A 19,392-nucleotide genomic window follows, 5' to 3' on the forward strand; every position below is an offset into this window, starting at 1 on the left:
TTATCAACGACGAGGGACAGTACTCGTTGTGGCCTACGTTCGCCGCCGTGCCAGACGGATGGACCGTGGCTCTGGGAGACCCTTCCCGTGGCGTAGACGGCGGGGTATCGCGGGACGAGGCGATGGAGTTCATCGACCGCGAGTGGACCACCTTGCAACCGGCAGGAAAGTCTCACGCTTAAGTGAGTGCCGTACTTCCCACTGCTTTGCCTGGTGAGTCCGCTGCGGAGATTGGCCGCCTGCTCCGTCGCACCGCAACTCCAGCAATTAGTGCGGTGCTGTTCACTTTCGCCGGTGCCTTGCTCTCTCTGGTGCCCATTTATCTGCTGGCCAGCGTCATCGATGCGGTAGCCGCCGGTGACGGCAAGTCTGGCGTGCTGAAGGTGATTGTGTGGGCTGCCGTGGCGTGTGTTGGTACTGCCGTTGTCGCTGGCCTTGCGGAGGCGCTGACGGGTGTGACGATTGCCCAGGTAGTTGCGAAGTTGCGTGAGCGCGCCGTCGCCGCGGTGCTGAATCTGCCTTCCACCACGGTGGAGTCCCTGGGCCGGGGAGAGGTGCTGGGCCGAGTTGGTGCGGATGTCGCCGCGCTGGTGAGCAGTGCCCGCAAGTCGGTTCCATCGACCCTCAGCGCGCTGGTGATGGTCGTGGTGGCCAGCGCTGGAATAGCGGGGTTGGATTGGCGCCTCGCGTTGGCGGGGCTGTGCGGGATTCCGTTCTATGCGCTGGGGTTGCGATGGTATCTTCCTCGTTCTGCCCCTTTGTATCGACGCCAACGCGAATTAGAAGCCGGTGTCATCGGTTCCTTGCAAGGTTCTATGGAGGGCATTCGTTCGGTTCGTTCGCATCGGCTGGTGGATAGCCGCCAAGGTCTCACCAGGCGCTACGCGCAGGCTTCGCGGGACGAATCAATCGCTGCGTTTCGTGTGTTTTCCGGGCTGGTGGCGCGGGAGAACTTCGCGGAGTTCATGGGGTTGTCAGCCCTGTCTGTCGTAGGCTGGTTGCTCTTCCGCGAAGATGCGGTGACGGTGGGCGAGATCTCGGCAGCGTTGATTCTGTTCCACCGTCAGTTCGTGCCGATCGGCACGATTCTGTTCACCTTTGATGAACTGCAGCGCAGCGGGGCGGCCTTGGGGCGCATCGTGGGACTCATTCGCTCCGCGGGTGCGGATACGCCACAGCCGATTGATGACTACTCCTCGCATCGGCAGAGTCCAGCTGTAGAGGTCAAGGGCCTGAATTATCGGTACGAGGATGGCCCAGAGATCTTGCATGACTTGGCGTTCCACATCCCTGCGGGGTGCACGGTATGCGTGGTCGGCGGATCGGGAGCTGGCAAGTCCACGGTTGCGGAAATTGTCTCTGGAACCCTCGAGATGGCAGAGCCGGGTGTGATCACCGTTGGGGGGTGCGACGTGGTGGGAATGAGTGCGCAAGAAAGAAGCTCGATCTTTTGCGTTGCCTCCCAGGAAAACTACGTCTTCGCGATGAGTTTGCGCGATAATCTCCTGCTGGCAGCCGAAGGTGCCAGCGACGCAGAAATATGGGATGCGCTGCGCCGAACCGGTGCGGAAGATTGGTGCACATCCTTGTCCCATGGCGACAAGCAGGGCTTAGACACAATGCTGGGCGAAGGGGGCCTGCACGTAGATGCGGTGGCGGCACAGCGTCTGGCGCTGGCCAGGGTGGCATTGTCTCGGGCTGGCGTCGTCATTCTTGACGAATCAACGGCCGAAGATGACGGTGACCTCGAGGAAACACAGCAATCACACGAGGCCTTTTCGATGTCCTTGGAGGACGCTGCCCGCGCGGCGATCCGCGGACGGACGGCGATGGTGATTGCGCACCGGCTCAGCCAAGCAACCTCCGCCGATAGCGTGGTGGTGATGGAGCGCGGGCGCGTGGTGGAAACAGGTACGCACGAGGAGCTGGCAGCAAGAAACGGAACATATGCCGATATGTGGACCGCCTGGAATGAGCAGGGGAGGCAGGCGCGTGTCTGACAACAAGGTGGTGACGCTGCGCGGGCTGGTCAGAAAAAATTCTCGCGCGATGGCTCTGAGTGGCTTGTTGCTGAGCATCTACCACGTGGCAGAAGCCATGATTGCGGTGTTACTGGGATGGTTGGCGCACAGTCTTATCGCTAGCGAGAATGTGTGGCACCTGGTGGGTGGAATCGCAGCCTTAGGCGCTACGCTGGCGACGGTGTCTGTGAGCTGGCAGACAGGGTTCCGGATACTGCAGGCTACGTCGGCTCGGAACGTATGTGAATTGCGGGCAGGCATCACCTCGCAGGTGGTGAGCCATGGTGGGCATTCCGACGATGCGGACAGTCTGCCTCGCCAGGAATTGCCCACGGTGGTGGGTGAAGACGTGGTGCAGGCGGTAGACATCATCGAAGTGGTCCCGGTGGGGATCAGTGCGCTGGTGGGAGCCATTTTCTGCACGATTGTTCTGGCGCTGATTGATCTGCCACTGGGAGTGGTGGTGTTGGTGCTCAGCGCGGTGGTGTTGATAGTCCTGCACCGGCTGTCTCAGATCATTGAACGCCGCGCGGAGCGGCAACAAACTCTGCTCGCGCGAGTGACCGCGCGCATGACCGACATTCTGCAGGGGCTGCCGGTGATCTCGGGAGTGGCTGGCGCGCATCCGGCCTACCGTGGATATGCGCGTAAATCTGAAGAGGCGTGTGCGGATGCTCGGAAGCTCGCGTGGGTCAGCGGAGGTTATGAAGCCGTGGCGATGGGCAGCAATGTGCTGTTGCTGAGTGCGGTGGGCCTGTACGCGGGCTATCGAACCATTTCCGGCGATGTGACGTTGGGGGAGTTGGTCACCGTGGTGGCGCTGTCACAATTTATCGCGGAGCCGATGCGGCAGTGCAGCAGAATGCCGCGCTTCATTGGATTGGCGAGGGCTTCCGTTCGGAGGCTGCAGCGCGTGGCGGAAGCTCAGCGGCTGCGTGAGGGGCAGGGCGTGCCATCTGCTCAGATTGGCACGCCTGCCATTTCCATGCGCGGTGGAGACGGTGAGGCCGAAGGAGACGGCGAGGTCGAGGGATCAGAGCAGGCTTCCGTGGCGTTCGCAGAGGGGCGACTGACGGTGGTGCACTGTTCAGCCGCATGGGCAGATGCTCTGGTGGATGCGTTGGTCGCGGGGGAGTCGATGGAGCTTGGCTCCCTGACTAGGCCACAAACTCAACAACTGTGGATCCGGGGGCGCGATATTTGCGAGATCTCGGTAGACGATGTGCGTTCCGCTGTGCTTGCCGAGCCTCGGAAGCCGGCATTGTTTGGGGACACAGTGGGGCAGGCGGTGCTGCGGAGCTCTGGAGAGGGCAGGGCGGAGGATGCAGTAGACATTCTTAACGCCTTAGGGCTCGATGAACTGGCGCCGGGGGCGGCTCATTCAGCCGGGGTATTGGATCACGAGCTGACCGAAGGTGCGCGCAATCTTTCCGGTGGTCAGCGGCAGCGGCTGGGATTGGCACGAGCGCTACTGGCTGAGCCGGAGATGTTGGTGATGGTTGATCCGGTCTCGTCAGTGGATTCAATGACGGGCATGAAAGTGGCGCGTGCGGTGAGAGATATTCGCCGCGGGCGTACCACGGTGGTCCTGTGTGTGGGGAGGGCCTTCCAGTCGGTAGCCGAGGACGTAGTTGATGTGAAGCCTCTAGCTGGGAGTTTGCGGACGCGGGGTGAGCAATTCCCGCTAGGGGGTTGTTGAGCAATAGAAGATAGGTTAGCCTACCCTTTGCATTGCCTACCCTAAGAAGTTGGTTGGCGCATCCTACAGAGAGGCCATAGTGACCATCATCGATCGTCAAGCTTAGACATCCGCAGAGCGCAGTACCCACGAAAATTCCGTCCGCGACATCGTCGGGATCGGCATCGGCCCCGGAAACCTCGGGCTCGCGGTAGCTATCGAAGAGCAAGCTCCAGAACTCGATGCACTCTTTGTGGAAGCCCGCCCGGAATTCAACTGGCACCCAGGCATGCTCCTCGAAGGATCCAACATGCAGATCAGCTTCCTTAAAGACCTGGTTACGGTGCGCAATCCGCAGAGCCGCTTCAGCTTCATCAACTACTTGCATCACAGCGACCGCTTGATTGATTTCATTAACCGCCAAACCTTCACCCCGGAACGCGTGGAATTCGCCGATTACCTCCGATGGATCGCGGATCACATCACCGTGGACACGCAGTACAACACCACCGTGACGTCCATCGAGACGCTTCCGGAACTGGCCGCAGACGGAGCTCGTTTTGTGGTGCACGTCCGCAGGAAGTTAGGAAGCGGTGAGTCCGAAGGGCAGCGAGCTCAGCAGTCGGAGTCCATTCGCTGCCGCAACGTGGTGGTTGCCCGCGGGCTGGAAGCCAAGATGCCTGCGTGGGCAGAGGACAGCTCCTTGGACACCTCGCGCATCTTCCACAACATCGATTTGCTCCCGCGCACCAAGAAGCTGCTGAACAGTGGGTGGGATATCCGCCGAGCTTTGGTGATCGGCGCGGGCCAGTCCGCAGCCGAGGCCATCCGGTACTTCCACGATTGCCCGCATATCGATACCGTCACGGGCAGCTTGAACAGCTACGGCTTCATCCCCGCCGATGACAGCCCCTTCGCCAATCGGGTGTTCGACCCGGAGGCCGTTGATGACTTCTTCCATGCGCCCGATGCGATCCGCAACGAGCTGTTGATCCGCCACCGGTACACCAATTACGCCTGCGTGGAATCTGAGCTCCTCGATGAGCTCCACGACCGTCAGTATCGGGAAAGCGTCACCGGGCGTCAGCGGCTCGATATTCGCCGGACCACGGAGGTGCTCGGTGCGCGTAATTGTTCCGACGGCAGCGTCGACGTGGACATTCGCCACCGAGTAACCGGAGACGTGGTGACAGAAAGCTTTGACGTGGTGGTGTGCGCCACGGGCTTCCGATCTCGCGGTCTTGCGGGGATTCACGCTGATAGTCACGGCAGTGAAGAATTCACCGTCACTAGGGATTACGGCGCCGTGCTCAATGGCGAGCGCGTGCCAGGACTCTTCGTGCAGGGAGCAACTGAGGCCACGCATGGACTCGGTTCCACGTTGCTCTCCAACATCGCGACCCGCTCCGGGGAACTGGTGGAGGCCATCACGGGTCAGCAACGCACGCATCGTGCGCCGGCGGATGAAGATCTCCGCTCCGAGCAACATCGGGATTCTTCGCACCTGATCGCAGGCTGATTTTCCCGAGCCGTGCTCCGCTTGAGGTTGGCTGACACCTAGCCCGACGTCCGCCATCCGCGTCTGATTCCCTGTTTCCCCATCAACCGAAAGGCTCTTTGTGCCCACCCGATCGTCTGCTCACACTCCGTTTTCCTCTGGCGATACGCTTGCTTCTCGAGATGGCGGCGCCGTCATCGGTCATGGCCGCAGTGAACAGGATCGGATCGCCCAGCAGCGCATATGGAATGACACGGATCAGGATCGCGATCGCCCGGACCTGATTAGCCTGCTCCTGCAGCATGCGCAGGAGACCCCGGATGCGCTCGCAGTGGTGGATGACCGGCACAGACTGACCTATGCGCAGCTCGTCGCCCATGCAACTGCTGTAGCGCGAAATTTGCGGGAACACGGTATTGACGCTGGTCAGAGTGTGGGAATCTCCCTGCCGCGCAGCGCGGAGATGGTGGTGGGTATCGTCGCCACGTTGCTCGCCGGTGGCAGTTTTGTCCCGCTAGACCCCTCGTGGCCGCAGGCGCGCCGGGAATCCGTCACCCACGATGCCAGCCTGAGCTTCGTACTCACGCCGGACAACTGCGCGCTCACCGAAGACGCGCTATTCGACCTCGATGCCACCCGCGAGCTGTTCACCCCGCCGTCCACGGACAGCGTTGCGTACGTCATCTTTACCTCTGGCAGCACCGGCCGCCCAAAGGTCGCAATGATCCGCCACGGTGCGATCGTGGAGCGCTTGCTCTGGCAGCGCGATCAGATCCTGTTCTTCGGCCGCGATGATGCCTCCCTGTTCAAGGCACCGCTGTCCTTTGATATCTCCATCAATGAGATCTTCCTGCCGCTGGTTTGCGGGGGGCCGCGTGGTGGTGGCCGCGCCGGGCGTGGAGCAAGACCCCCAACGCTTGGCCCGCCTCATCCATCGCGAGGGCGTGACGTTTGCGTATCTGGTTTCGAGTGTTCTCGACGTCATGCTCAAACAGGCCGAAGGCACGAATCTATTAGACAGCTTGCGGCATGTCTGGTGTGGCGGAGAGATGCTCACCCAGGCGCTGTTCCGTCGCTTTCGCCAGCAGCTGGCCATCCCGCTGTACCACGGGTACGGGCCAGCGGAAGCTACCATCGGTGTCTCCCACGTCATCTACCGTGACGACGAGGATCGCCTCAACACGAGCATCGGTGTGGCCAATCCCAACTGTCGGCTCTATGTGCTCGATGAGCACCTGCGGGTGGTTCCAGACCAAGAAATTGGTGAACTCTATGTGGCCGGATTCCTGCTGGCCAAGGGGTATATCAATGCCCCAGGACTCACGGCCAGCCGCTTTGTTGCGGATGTGTTTGCGTCGGACGGAACCCGGATGTACCGCACGGGAGACCTGGTGCGCCGGCACAACGACGGCTCGCTGGAATTCGTGGGGCGGGCCGATAATCAGGTGAAAATCCGTGGCATGCGTCTGGAGTTGGAGGACGTGGAATCTGCGCTGGTGGGACACCCAGATGTGGAGGCGGCGAGCGTGATTGCTCGGGAGGGGCGACTGCTGGGCTACGTGACGGTGACTGCGGGCCTCGTGGGTGCTGCGATCCGTAGTTGGTGTGCCGAGGTACTGCCCGAATACATGGTGCCCGCGATTATCACCGTCATGGATGAGTTGCCGCGGACGGCCAACGGAAAAGTGGATCGGAAGGCACTGCCGGAACCTGATTGGAGCTCGCTCACTGATGCCCCGGCCGATGCTGAACGTGACGGGGAAACCGTTGCTCTGCTCGCGGAGGCAATGGCTGAAGCATTGGGGGTTAGCGCGGTGGGTGCGGAGACGGACTTCTTCGATATCGGTGGCGATAGCCTGCGGGCCATCACCCTGGTCTCGGCTCTGGGACGGCGCGGGGTGGAGGTGAGTGTGGGAGATATTTTCTCTGCGCGCACTCCACAGCAACTGGCTCGGTGCGCCGAAGAGCGCGGAACCTTCGTGCAGGATCCAGACGATGAACCAACCGGTGAGGTGCAGTCGCTGCCGATTCTGCGCTGGTTCGATTCCATTACTGATCACGTGGACGGCTTCATTCAGTCCGTGGAGTTTTCAGTTCCAGAAGATGTGGATGCGCAGCTGGCCGGGCGAATGGTGGCTGACGTGCTGCAGGCGCACCCTGCACTGCGGGCCCGTGTGCAGCGGAATCCCTTGCGGCTGGAACTCCCGGAGGAATCTGCCGAAGAAGCGGTGGCGATCCACCCCACCACGGACATCGCTGCGCTTTCTGAACTGCTGGATCCGGCAGTCGGAGTGGTGGTAGCGGCTGGGCTGGTGCCCGGAAGATTGCGCCTTGTGGTGCATCACCTGGTGGTCGATGGCGTGTCATGGAACATTATCGGCGAGGACCTCGCCGCGGCGTATCGCGGGGAACAGCTCGCGCCGGAGCGGACGTCCCTGCGCCGATGGACGCAGCTGCTGCAACAGGCCGTTGATACTGGCGAATTCGCGGAGGATGCCAATAGTTCCCTGCCCCCATTGCCGAGTGCAGATGAACCTCTGCGGGACCCGCAGGTGCCAGCGCTTGCTGATAGTCCCGAGAAAGCGCCCACAGTCCGTGAGGAGCGCAGCGTGGTACATGAGGCATCAGTGCAGATCACGGACGAATTACTGGGTGCGGTGCCCCACGCTTTCCGCACGGGGGCGAATTCCGTATTGCTTACGGCATTGAGCGTGGCGTTGGCGCGTTGGCGTCGAAACAAACAAACATGGACCCTGGTGGAGATGGAGGGGCACGGCCGCGAAACCCGATTCGTACCCGGGCCACAGGGCAGGGAAGCAGACCTTTCACGCACGGTGGGCTGGTTCACCTGCCTATATCCCATGCTGATCGACCCCACCCGGGCGGCAGTGCAGGAGGCCTCCACAGAGGTCGAGGGCAGCATCGCCCCGCTAGCGCTGGCACTCAACGCAGTGAAAGACCAGCTCGCGGCCATCCCCGGCAACGGCGTTCCTTACCAGGCCCACACCTGGTTGCATCAGTCCGCGAAGACCCCTCCGCAGGCACAGGTGCTGTTCAACTACTTGGGGCGCGTATCCGCAGGAGCACAAGATTTCGCTCCCGCGGGTTCCACCGGCCAACTCGGCGAGCAACGCGACCCGGACCAGCCGTTGGTCCGCGAGCTGGAGTTCAACGCGATCGCCGAAGACACCGGCGAGGGATACGTCCTGCGCACCACGATCTCCTGGGCGCGCGGCAGGATCTCCCCCGAACGGATCGACGAATTGGTCGCGCACTGGGATGTGGCATTGCGCGAGGTGGCAGCGCTTGCCGATCACGGCGTGTTGTCCGTGGGCGACGTTGCCCCCGCACCCGTGAACTCTGCGGACCTGGCACGAATCACTGCGCAGAGCTCCGCGGAGCTGCAGGACGTGCTGCCGCTGACCCCGCTGCAGCACGGCATGTACTTCCACTCGCTATTCGAGGAATCGGCCAGCTCGTATGTGGAGCAACAGGTCTTGCGGGTGGAATGCAGCGAACCGTTTGACCGGGAGCGATTCGCCCGCGCTGCGCGTAATTTGATCCGACGCCACCCCGCACTGAGCACCCGCCCTTGGGAAACTGACGGTGGCGATGTGGTTGCCGTGATTGATCCGGGGATTGCCGAGCATTTGCGGGTGGACTTTCGGGACGTGACGGTGCCTGCCGAGTTGGCTGGGCCTGGATTAGACGGGTGGCTCGTGCAGCGTACGGAAGAGATTGCCGCTGATGACCTCTCGCGGGGAATCTCCTTGCAGCCGCCCGGTGATGCCGCGCCCGAGCCGCTCATGCGATGGACCGTTGTGCTCCCGACCAGTGTCGATGGTGCGGTGTGTGGCCAGGACATCGCTGTGATCCAGACGGTGCATCACCTGATCGCCGACGGATGGTCCGTGCCCATCATGCTGCGGGATCTCCTGGAGATCTACCGGGATGACGATGCCCGAATCCCGCGCTACGACCCGGACGCCGGAATGGCCGGCAGCGTGCGATGGGTGGCGCGCAGAGACGCGGAAGCCGATATGTCCGTCTGGCGCGAGGAAATGCGCGAGGTACGCCCCACGGTGCTGTGCCCTAATCCTTCGAGTTCGCTCGAGCGCCGGGAGTTGCTGGTAGACGATCCGCGGACTGTTGGCTTGTCTGAGCGTGCTCGGGCAGCGGGTGTGGGCCTGCCGGATGTGGTGCACGCGGCGTGGGGGCTGGTCCTTCGCACCTTGGTGGGCTGCGAACCTGGGGCTGACGTGGTGTTTGCCACTTCCGTTTCCGGCCGTGACATTCCCGTTCTTGGCGTGGCCGATGCCGTGGGCATGCAGCTCAACACCATCCCGGTGGTCGCGCCGGGGCAATCTGATCCCACCCTGCCGGTGACCAGCATGCTGCACGCCATGGTCCATCACAACAATCAGGTCCGCGATGTGCAGCACGTCAGCCTGGCTGATATTGCCCGCGACCTGGGAACCAACGCCAGCGAACTGCTGGATACGTTGATGGTGGTGGAGGTGCCGCTATCTCCACAGGACGTGGGCTGCCCCGGCTCGCCACTACAGGTTGCTGACGTGCGCAACAATGGCGCGCCGCACTTTCCCCTGTCCGTCGTGGTCAACCCTTCCGCTGAGCACCCACTGCGCCTGATCTACGATCCGCAGCGAATCACCGAGGTACGTGCCGAAAGGATCGCGCAGATGCTCGCGGTGAGTGTGGATTCTTTGCTGTCTGAATCCGGTGCGGTGGCGACCGTGGGTGAGGTTGCAGAGGCGTTGGGTGCGGTATCTGGTGTGGACACGCTTCCTTCTTTGTGGCGACGCAGCTTCGAGCACTCCCGCGACCGGCCCGCCCTGACCAGCATCGGAGAAGACGGTGCTGCGGAGCATTGGACCTACGAAGAACTAGACGACGCCGCTCAGCGTATACGCGCTGTGCTGGACCGGAAGGTTGCCATCCACACCCCGAGAGTAGCCCTGCTCATGGAGCGCGATGCGTGGCAGGTTGCGGCCATTCTGGCGACCACGATGTCCGCCGGCACCTACGTTCCCGTGGATCCGTTGTCCCCGCAAGCGCGGGTGGAATTGATCCTGGAGGATTGCCAGCCCGATGCCGTGCTGGTGTCTCCCAGCGCGGAAAAATGGTCTCTGAGCTGGTAGATTGTCCCGTCCTCGTGGTCAGTGAACAGACGATGAGCGGGGAAGCGAAGCCGCCTGCGGGCCGGTCGGCAAGCGTGGCCCGTGCCAATGACATCGCCTACGTGATCTACACCTCCGGCTCCACAGGGCGGCCGAAGGGCGTGGCCGTCACACACGCCAACGTGACCGCGATGCTGGGCAATGCTCGCAGCCACGTGGAGTTTTCGCAGGAGGACGTGTGGTCGATCAGCCACAGCTTCGCCTTTGACTTTTCGGTGTGGGAGATGTGGGCAGCGCTGAGCTCCGGCGGGCGTGCCGTGGTGATGCCGTATGCGCTGATGCGCTCGCCCGAGGATGCCGCAGAGGTGTTGCGTGCCGAAGCCATCACGGTGCTGAGCCAGACCCCAACCGCCTTTGCCGCGTTGGAGCCGCACCTCGGGCAGGACTCTGCGGTGCGCACGGTGATCTTCGGCGGCGAGGCCTTGGAGGCCCGCGCGGAGGCTGCCTACTGCAGTGCTCATCCGAATGTTCGGTTTATCAACATGTATGGCATCACGGAGACGACAGTGCACGTCACAGCACACGAATGCTCCGAGAATGCAGGGGAGGCCCGCAGCCCGATCGGCCGCCCGATGGACGGGTTGCGTACCTATGTTCTGGACGCGCAATTACAGCCGGTGCAGCCTGGAGAGACCGGCATGATGTACGTTGCCGGGCCGCAGGTCACCGCGGGTTATTGGGGGCTTGCTTCTACCACGGCCTCCCGCTTCGTGGCCGATCCTTTCGTTGGCGGCGGTGCGCGGATGTACTGCAGCAATGACATGGCAAAGGTGCTGAACAACGGTCATCTGGATTACGTGGGCCGCGCCGATAGGCAGGTGCAGCTGCGCGGTTATCGCGTGGAGCTGGGGGAGATCGAGAGCGCGCTGGAGAAGGTCAGCGGTGTGCGGGAGGCCACCGTGGTGGTCGTCGATCTGCCCGAAGGCCAGGTGCCGGGTGCGTTGTTGATTACGGATTCTCGTGCCGACGCAAAGGCGATCACCTCCCGAGCTGCCGCAGCGGCCCGAGACGCGCTCCCTGCCTACATGGTTCCGCAGCTATTCGCGGTGAGTACGCAGGTGCCGCAGACCATCAATGGCAAGCGGGATGAGCGCGCGATCCTGGACCTTCTGGGTGAGATTCCTGCTGCTCAGCAGGCTTCGGGCACCTCGGATCTGGTGGAGGCGATCTCGCAGGCAATTGCTGATGCACTTCGCTTGGACCGCGCCGAGGTGGAGCCGGACTCGGACTTCTTCCGCTTAGGTGGAGACAGTATTCTTGCCATCCGCGTTACTCACGCGCTGGCGCGCGCTGATCTCAACGTGACTCCGCGGGACTTCTTCTTGGGCCGCACGCCACGCAAGATTGCCGAGCGGGTCACGCCGCAGGCCACCCAGCAGAAAATCCAGGAAACAAGGCAGAGCCAGGAAGAAGCCCTGCCCAAGGACGGGCACCAGGAGATCTCGGGGGCTTTCCCCATCCCGGCGATGCTGCGCAGGCAGATGGAAAGAGGCATGAGCGACCGCTTTGTGCAGGCGCGCCGCTTGGATCTGGGGCCAGTCGCTGTGGAGGACTTGGAACAGGCCCTGCAGCAGGTAGCGCAGGCACATCCGATGCTTCGTACGCGCGTGGACACCAGTTCTGCGTTCGCGCACTTTGTTGGTGCCGAGGGAGACGGCCCTATGGTTGTGCGGGCTTTGGACGTGGATGCATTGATCGATCACATCGATATTGCTGCTGGTCGTAGCGTGGTGCTCGGGTGTGTGGATGGGTACGTCAAGGCCGTTGCTCATCACGCGGTGATCGATAGCGCCAGTTGGATGATTCTGGAAGACGATCTGCGCGATGCGCTCGCAGGGCGCAGGATTCTCTCCGGGCAGGCGAGCTACAAGGATCTTTGCCTGCAAGAACTGCACGATGCTCACACCGCAGCAGCTCAGGATGCCCTGCACTGGAGTGAACTGGCTACGCTGCCACGGCCCGTCGAGGACTCGAACCAGTGGAGTACGGATCATGTGAGCACGCTCGAAGTGAACATTGACGGACAGACCGCGCAGGTCCTGCAGAGCGTTGCACCCGACGTGATGGGTGTGGACGTTCAGGACCTCGTGGCAGGACTGGTGACCGTCGCGGTGGCTCGAACAATGGGCACGGACGCGCGGAGCTGGGCCGTGGACGTAGAAGGCCACGGACGTCCGGCTGATCATTCCTATGGTCGAACCCTCGGATGGTTTACCACCATCGCGCCGGTGGAAATCCCGTTGGCTGATCCAGCGGATGCAGCACGTGCCGCAGCGGAAATGCGCGCGCTCCACGAGGACGGCACAGCCCCGGACCGCCGCACTTATCAGGCACTGCGATACACACACCCGCAAGGGCAGCGAACCCTGGCCCATGGGGCACAGATCCTGGTCAACTACCTCGGACGGGGAGAGACTGGCGCTGTCCTCCACGCGCCGGGCGATGCCGCCTGCCAGTGGACGGATTACCTGGTGGAGGCCGATGTGTGGTCTAGCGAGCGGGCCGTAAGCATGGAGCTGTCCGTGGTGAATGCGGTGATTTCCGCCGAGCGTTTGCGCAGCGCCATCGGCGAGGTTGCTCGCGAGTTGCAGGAGCACGTCAGCCGCGAGCAATCCTCAGGACGCCGCGCTCCGCTGAGCGTGCTGCAGCGCGGAATCTGGTTCCAGTCACAGGTGGCAGCACCGGGTGCCTACGTTGCACAGACTGCGTTGACGTTTGACCGGAGACTGGATGCCGAGGCCGTGGTGGAAGCCTTCCGGGACACAGTGACCGTGCATCCAGCCATGGGCGCGGAGTTCCACACCGATGCTTCCGGCCAACCCGTGCAGAACTTGCCGTGGAGTGGACAGGGCATTGACCTCCCCGTCGAGACCACCGAAGGGGATCTCGAGGCGATCATGCACGCTGATCGCAGCGCGGGCATCGATCTCGCATCCGTGCCGCTGGCGAAGGCAACCATCGTCACCGGCCGAAGTGACGGACAGCCTGGCGACACGCTGCTTCTTACCTACCACCTGGTTCTGGTCGATGGTTGGTCGCGTGCAGTGATGCTGCAAACCTTCCTCGAGAGGCTGACGTTGAGGTCCGGCCAGGCCCGCACGCAGGGTGCGGGAGAGTTGGTTCCTCGCGGTTGTTCTATTGCTGACGCCCTGCTCGAGTCCGTTGACACTCGCAAAGAGCAGGCAGATAGCGACTATTGGGTACATCGCCTAGAGACGTTGTCTCAGCCCACGCTCGTTGCCCCGCAGGCCGCGGATATCTCTTCAGAGCACGCTGGTAGCGAGTTGCCTCGCCAGGTGTTTGCCGAGGTCAGCGAGCAGCTGACCGGCGCACTGCAGGAAAAGATCCGGGCGCAGGCCGTGACGTTGACCTCCGTGGTCAACGCAGCCGTGGCCGTGGCCTTGGGTGCTGTCACAGGGGATTCGGATGTGGTGTTTGGTCAGTCTGTCAGTGGCCGCGATGCCTTGAGCGACCCCGCCATGTCTGATGTGGTGGGAGTGCTGCTCAACACAGTGCCAGTGCGAGTGACAGCTCGGCCCGGCCAGAGCATAGAAGAACTGGTCCAGGATGTTTATCGCCAGCGCATCGAGGATATGGACCACGATTCCGCGGACCTCGGCGCCATCCAGCGGCAGCTGGGGGTAGGCACGCTGTTCGATTCCATGGTGGTGGTGCAGAACTTCCTCGATCCGCAGGCAGCAGCGGAACTTCGGGAACGCCACGGGGTTGTGGAGGAGCGCGCGGAAGATTCCACGCACTTCCCTCTGACCTGGGTATTCACTCCGGGGCCGAAGCTGGGCATCAAGCTGGAATTCCGCCACGACGTGGTGGACGAGTCCCTCGCACATTCCGTGCTCAAGGCCGCGACCGAAGTCCTGACCGCGTTTGTGGACACACCAGAGGTCCCGCTCGCTCAGCTGGCCCAGTTGGCGCCAGCCCGAGCGGAGGATTCTTCCCCGCAAAGCACGACGGAGCAGATGGCTTCCTGGCAGAAGGCCGAAGGCATTGACCGCACCATTGCGGATGAGCTCAAGGACACCGCCCAGCGCTTCCCAGATCGCATCGCGCTAGCGGATGACGCACAGCAGTGGACGTTCGGTGAGCTGATTGCTCGCTGTTCCGACATTGCGGAAAAGATCAAGAATTGCGGCGTGACCAGCGGCGATACTGTCGCCATTGCGGTGGAGCGCTCCGCGCATTCGGTGGTGGCTCTGCTGGGAGCCCTGTGGGCAGGGGTGCGCTACGCGCCGCTTGATCTGACGCACCCCGATGGGCGGCTCCGGGTCCTCGTGGAGGACAGCCAGCCCGCAGCCGCGCTGGTGGACTCGAGTTCTCGGGAGCGCATGGAGCGGATCGGTGCGCTTCCTTGCGTCGACGTCACCACTGCCGATTCCCACGCCACCACCCACACGCCTGCGGCGGTGCCCGGGGACGATGCCTACCTGATGTACACCTCCGGATCGACCGGCAAGCCCAAGGGCGTGGTGATCAAGCATCGCGGGCTGCACAACATGCTGGACAATCACCGGCGCAAGATCTTCGCCCCAGCTGCTGCCGATGGGCGGACGTTGCGGATCGCGCATGCCATCAGCTTCGCCTTCGATATGTCGTGGGAAGAGCTGTTTTGGCTGGTGGAAGGCCACGAGGTGCGGATCTTCTCCGAGGATTTGCGACGCGATGCTGCGGCCATGGTTGAGGCCATTCGCGCGCATCAGGTGGATGTCATCAACGTCACCCCGACCGTTGCCGAGCAGCTGCTCGCGGAGGGGATGCTGGAATCCGGCGCGCATCGCCCGCGGCTGGTGCTCTTGGGCGGCGAGGCTGTCTCGCACGGCGTGTGGGAGACCTTGCGAAAGGCCGATGACGTGCGCGGATACAACCTCTATGGACCCACCGAGTACACCATCAACGCCCTGGGTGCTGGCACGGATGAGAGCGCCACGCCCGTGATCGGAATGCCGGTGGATCGCACGGCGGCGTTCGTTTTGGACCCGTGGTTGCGCCCCGTTCCTACAGGAGCGCCGGGTGAGCTCTACCTCGCGGGCAGCGGCTTAGCGCAGGAGTATCATGGGCTCGCGGCGCGCACCGCCAGCTCCATGGTCGCCTGCCCGTGGGGCGCCCCGGGTGAGCGGATGTATCGCACGGGAGACATCGTCCGCGTGCGTGCGGATGGCATGTTCGAGTACCTCGGACGCAGCGACGATCAGGTGAAAATTCGTGGTCACCGCGTGGATCCCGGCGACGTCTCGGCCGCCGTGTCCCGCGGCGTTGATCCCCGCATCCTCCACTGCGTGACCGTTCCTGTTCGTATATCCGACGCCACACTCCTGGCCTGTCACCTCGTGGCCCCACAACTGCGCGATGCGGACCAGGGGGAGCGGCAGAGTTTCCTGACTGGCGTGCGTAATGCATTGCGCGAGGAACTGCCCAGCTACATGATCCCGGATCGATGGTCGATCGTGGATGAGTTGCCGGTGACGTCGAATGGAAAGACCGACCTTGCTGCACTGGGTGAGGGAGAAAGGATCACGGAGAAGGGCCGCGAACCGGCGAACGAAACCGAGGAGATCACGGCGGAGCTGTTTGCCGAATCGCTAGATATTGAGCCCGAGGACGTGCCGGTGGATGCTGATTACTTTGACATGGGTGGGCACTCCATGGCGGTCATCAAGCTCTGCGCACTGCTGCGTGGAGAGCTGGGAGTGGAGGTTGGCGTGCGCGAATTCTACGGTCTGCGGACAGTCGAGCGCGTGGCGGAGTTTGTGGAGGCGCGCTCGTAGATTCAGCCCAGCAATTCGGCGAGTGCCGGGATGATCCCGTGGCGCCACATCGCAGGGTCGTGGCCACCGGGCGTGCGGTGATTGGTGGTGGGAAAGCCGCGGCGTGTCAGGGCATCGGCCACTGCATCCACGTGTCGTTGCATGGGCGGCTCTTCTGCACCGCACGTCAGTACGATGCGTGCCAGACCGGAGCCACTGTGAGCCGCAGGATTTTCGAGTGAGGGGCCAGTGAGCTGTGCGGCAATGTCGCCTCCTGCGGGCCCGTCCGAGAGCGTGTCCGCGAGCTCTGCAGAACGGTCAGCGGACCACCAGACGGCAGGGGACTGGGCGATGGCTCCTTTGATTGCAGGCGTGGTTTCGGTGGAAGCCGTAAGAGCTGCGCGCAGGGCGGAGAGACCGCCGAAGCTTTGCCCCACCAGGACTATGTGGCTGCTGTTGATGATCGGCGGAAGCTCGGTGGCCAGTGCGCTGGCGAATGTTTGGGAGGTGTACTCCTCGCTGCGGTCTTTGGCTGCCGGCAGGAAGACGCGGTTGATCTGGGGGATAAGCCCTGCCGTGACTGCCCGGTCCAGTGCGCCCGTGAGGTCATGCAGATGGATCCAGTCATCGCCATCCAAAAACACCACGGTGGTATCCGCACCGCGGTCATCGAGGCGCGCGGTGCAGCGCCTGCCGAATACCTTCCGGTCGATGGACAGGCGTGCGCCGGGCAAGTCCGCGATGACTTCTGGGGAGCGAGGCGGCCAGAGTGTCTGGTCCACAGAATCGCCGCTCAATAGGCTCGCCTGTGGGCCTGCGCCGTGTGCGTTATGTGGATCGGGATATTTCAGCTCGCCGGATTGAAAGCTATAGGTCACTGCTGAGTGCGCCGGGATGCGCACATCGACGGTGGACATCGATTCGGTGAGCTCGACGTTCGAGCGGTAGGGGTCCGGGAAAACGAGGGCTTCCGCATCCGCGGGCACCGAGATTCGGTGAAGGGTGGTCACGTCCGGGGAGTCTGGCATGAAAATTGCGCCACTTTCATCATTGACTACATAGGTAAACCTAAGCTAACATCCCCTGCATGCGAGTTGCTGTTTTCGGCTATCAGTCGTGGGGACACCGGACGTTGTCTGCGGTCATCAATGCTGGTCATGAAGTAGTTTTGGTAGTTACGCACCCTGCCAGCGATCACCCTTATGAGCAAATGTGGGCAGACTCCGTTGAGGAGCTCGCCAGCGAACATGAGCTCCAGGTGTGTGTCACTGAGCGCGTGGGTCAAGACGTCATTGAGGCGTTGCGCGATGCTGCACCAGACATCATCGTGGCCAACAATTGGCGAACCTGGCTTCCTCCCGAGGTTTTCAGCCTGGCCAAGCACGGCGCATTGAATGTCCACGATGGTCTCCTGCCCGAGTACGCCGGATTTTCGCCCATCCTGTGGGCGCTGTTGAACCGGGAAACTCACGTGGGCGTCACTGTGCACGAGATGGATGAAGTGCTGGACGGCGGACCCATCGTTGCCCAGCGCGCGATCCCCGTGGGTCCGCAGGACACCACCACGGATCTCGTGGCCAAGACCATCGACCTCATCGAGCCCCTCGTGGAACGCGCATTGAGTGACGTCGCCCAAGGCACCGCCACTGCGCAACCTCAAGATCCCACCCGCGCTACGTACTTCCACAAGCGCGGCGAGCAGGAATCTCGCATAGATTTCACCCAACCTGCGGAAGATATCGCCTTGCTGGTCAGGGCGCAGTCCGACCCGTACCCCAATGCTTACTTTGAATTCCGAGGCCAGCGCGTCCGCGTGCTTTCCGCGCACGTCTCGCAGGGCCGCTTCGGCGGAACCCCCGGCCGAGTCACCATCCCTCACGAGGGAGGAATCGCGGTGGTCTGTGGATCGCCCCGTGCCAACGTGCCGGCGCCGGCGATTGTTCTGGATCGTGTTCGTCTCGACGACAACTCGGAACTGACCGCCACCGAATTCTTTGGACATAGGGCTGGATATATCCAACCAAAGGTTTGACCTTTCCCTTTTGTGTACGGGCCACGCCTCGCGCGGAAATCCGTCACCAGTAACAACGGAGAAAAATGACACTCAAGAAGATTCTCGTTAGCACCGCTGCTGTGCTGACCTTGGGCGCGGCACTGACCGCTTGCTCGACTGATGACCAGTCCGGAAATTCCGGGGACTCCCAGGCAGTCAACGCCGAGCAGGGCGCATTCCCCACCACCATCGAGCACCGCTACGGCTCCACCGAAATCAAGGAAGCCCCGCAGCGCGTGGTCTCCTTGGGCTACACGGATCAGGACGCACTGCTGGCGCTGGGAGTTACTCCTGTCTCCGTGAAGTACTGGGACGGAATGACCCCGGATGGTCAGGCTGCGGGTAACTGGTCCAATGACAAGATCGAGGGCGACACTCCTCGGATCGACAAGGACACAGAAGTCAACGCGGAAGCCATCGCCAAGGACAATCCAGACCTCATCGTGGCCGTGTACTCGGACATCGATGAAGACACGTACAAGAAGCTGTCTGAGATCGCCCCTGTCGTCGTACAAAAGGGCGAATACGAAGAACTACAGCAACCATGGGACGTGACCACGGAAGAGATCGGGCAGGCCGTGGGCAAGCCTGAAGAGGCAAAGCGCCAGGTGGAGCAGGTCAAGGAGAAGTTCGCAGAGCTCAAGGGCCGCCACCCAGAATGGGCCGAAAAGGAACTCGGCGTGGCCACTGTCTCCGACGAGAGCCTGGCTGTCTTTGCCGAGGGCGATCCGCGTAGCCGCTTCTTCACCGAGCTGGGATTCAAGATCAACCCGGCCTACGCGGGCATCACCAAGGACAAGTTCTACGGTGAGGTCTCCAAGGAAAACGCAGACCAGATCAACTCTGACGTGCTGGTGTGGGATCAACTGTCTTACTCTCCGAAGCAGAGCAAGGCTTCTGTGACCGAGGATCCGATCGTGGGCAAGCTGCCCGCCGTGAAGGACGGACACAGTGTCTACCTGGAAGGCGACCTGGAAAAGGCCTTCGGATGGCAGACCGTGCTGAGCCTGAACTACCTGCTGGACAAGATCGAGCAGCCGTTGGCAGACGCCACGAAGTAGTCTGAATCAACTGCCGAACCGCCCCGCATGAACGTGCTGGGGCGGTTTTGCTGTTGCTGGCTAGGGGACGGGCACTCATGGGGATAACGGATGCACGCTAGGGGCGAGCTGCCTGTATTCCGGT

General features: G+C 62.5%; 9 protein-coding genes and 1 pseudogene. 9 read left to right on the forward strand and 1 reads right to left on the reverse strand.

The genetic code is table 11. From position 1 onward, the window contains the following. The first annotated feature begins 2 nt into the window (after positions 1–2). The 7 genes and pseudogenes from QKE52_RS10760 (at position 3) to QKE52_RS10790 (ending at position 16,175) form a co-directional block, all read left to right on the forward strand. Entirely contained in the window at positions 3–182 is a 180-nt protein-coding gene (locus QKE52_RS10760) for an MbtH family NRPS accessory protein (protein ID WP_347948777.1), read from the forward strand. Continuing rightward, entirely contained in the window at positions 183–2,000 is a 1,818-nt protein-coding gene (locus QKE52_RS10765; protein ID WP_011274126.1) for an ABC transporter ATP-binding protein, read from the forward strand. Next, a complete protein-coding gene (locus tag QKE52_RS10770) occupies positions 1,993–3,720 on the forward strand; it encodes an ABC transporter ATP-binding protein (RefSeq protein ID WP_011274125.1) in 1,728 nt (575 codons plus the stop codon). Before QKE52_RS10765 ends, QKE52_RS10770 begins: the two co-directional genes overlap by 8 nt. Positions 3,721–3,868: 148 nt before the next feature. Beyond that, positions 3,869–5,218, forward strand: coding sequence for a SidA/IucD/PvdA family monooxygenase (locus QKE52_RS10775; protein WP_347948811.1), 1,350 nt, complete (start codon positions 3,869–3,871; stop codon positions 5,216–5,218). 100 nt (positions 5,219–5,318) lie between these two features. Continuing rightward, a pseudogene (locus QKE52_RS10780) lies at positions 5,319–6,044 on the forward strand (AMP-binding protein); the annotation flags it as partial. Beyond that, the gene (locus QKE52_RS10785; protein ID WP_347948779.1) at positions 6,037–10,356 is read left to right on the forward strand and encodes a condensation domain-containing protein; all 4,320 of its coding nucleotides are present in this window, start codon (positions 6,037–6,039) and stop codon (positions 10,354–10,356) included. The pseudogene QKE52_RS10780 and the gene QKE52_RS10785, both read left to right, overlap by 8 nt. A 32-nt stretch (positions 10,357–10,388) precedes the next feature. Then, the gene (locus QKE52_RS10790) at positions 10,389–16,175 is read left to right on the forward strand and encodes an amino acid adenylation domain-containing protein (RefSeq protein WP_347948780.1); all 5,787 of its coding nucleotides are present in this window, start codon (positions 10,389–10,391) and stop codon (positions 16,173–16,175) included. A gap of 2 nt (positions 16,176–16,177) precedes the next feature. On the opposite strand, the gene QKE52_RS10795 is transcribed toward QKE52_RS10790, so the two are convergent. Then, positions 16,178–17,164: an alpha/beta hydrolase-fold protein gene (locus tag QKE52_RS10795; RefSeq protein ID WP_224784305.1), complete on the reverse strand. Its 987-nt coding sequence runs from the start codon at positions 17,162–17,164 to the stop codon at positions 16,178–16,180. A 77-nt stretch (positions 17,165–17,241) separates the two neighbouring features. Between QKE52_RS10795 and QKE52_RS10800 the strand changes: the two genes are divergently transcribed. Together QKE52_RS10800 and QKE52_RS10805 are read left to right on the forward strand one after the other, a co-directional pair. Continuing rightward, positions 17,242–18,186 carry a methionyl-tRNA formyltransferase gene (locus QKE52_RS10800; RefSeq protein ID WP_005325328.1) on the forward strand — a complete coding sequence of 315 codons (945 nt, stop codon included), beginning with the start codon at positions 17,242–17,244 and terminating at the stop codon, positions 18,184–18,186. Positions 18,187–18,251: 65 nt separating this feature from the next. Beyond that, positions 18,252–19,268, forward strand: coding sequence for an iron-siderophore ABC transporter substrate-binding protein (locus QKE52_RS10805; protein ID WP_005291893.1), 1,017 nt, complete (start codon positions 18,252–18,254; stop codon positions 19,266–19,268). The last annotated feature ends 124 nt before the right edge of the window (positions 19,269–19,392 follow it).

The sequence above is a fragment of the Corynebacterium sp. c25Ua_47 genome (genome assembly GCF_039907205.1).
Taxonomy (GTDB): Bacteria; Actinomycetota; Actinomycetes; order Mycobacteriales; family Mycobacteriaceae; genus Corynebacterium; species Corynebacterium hiratae.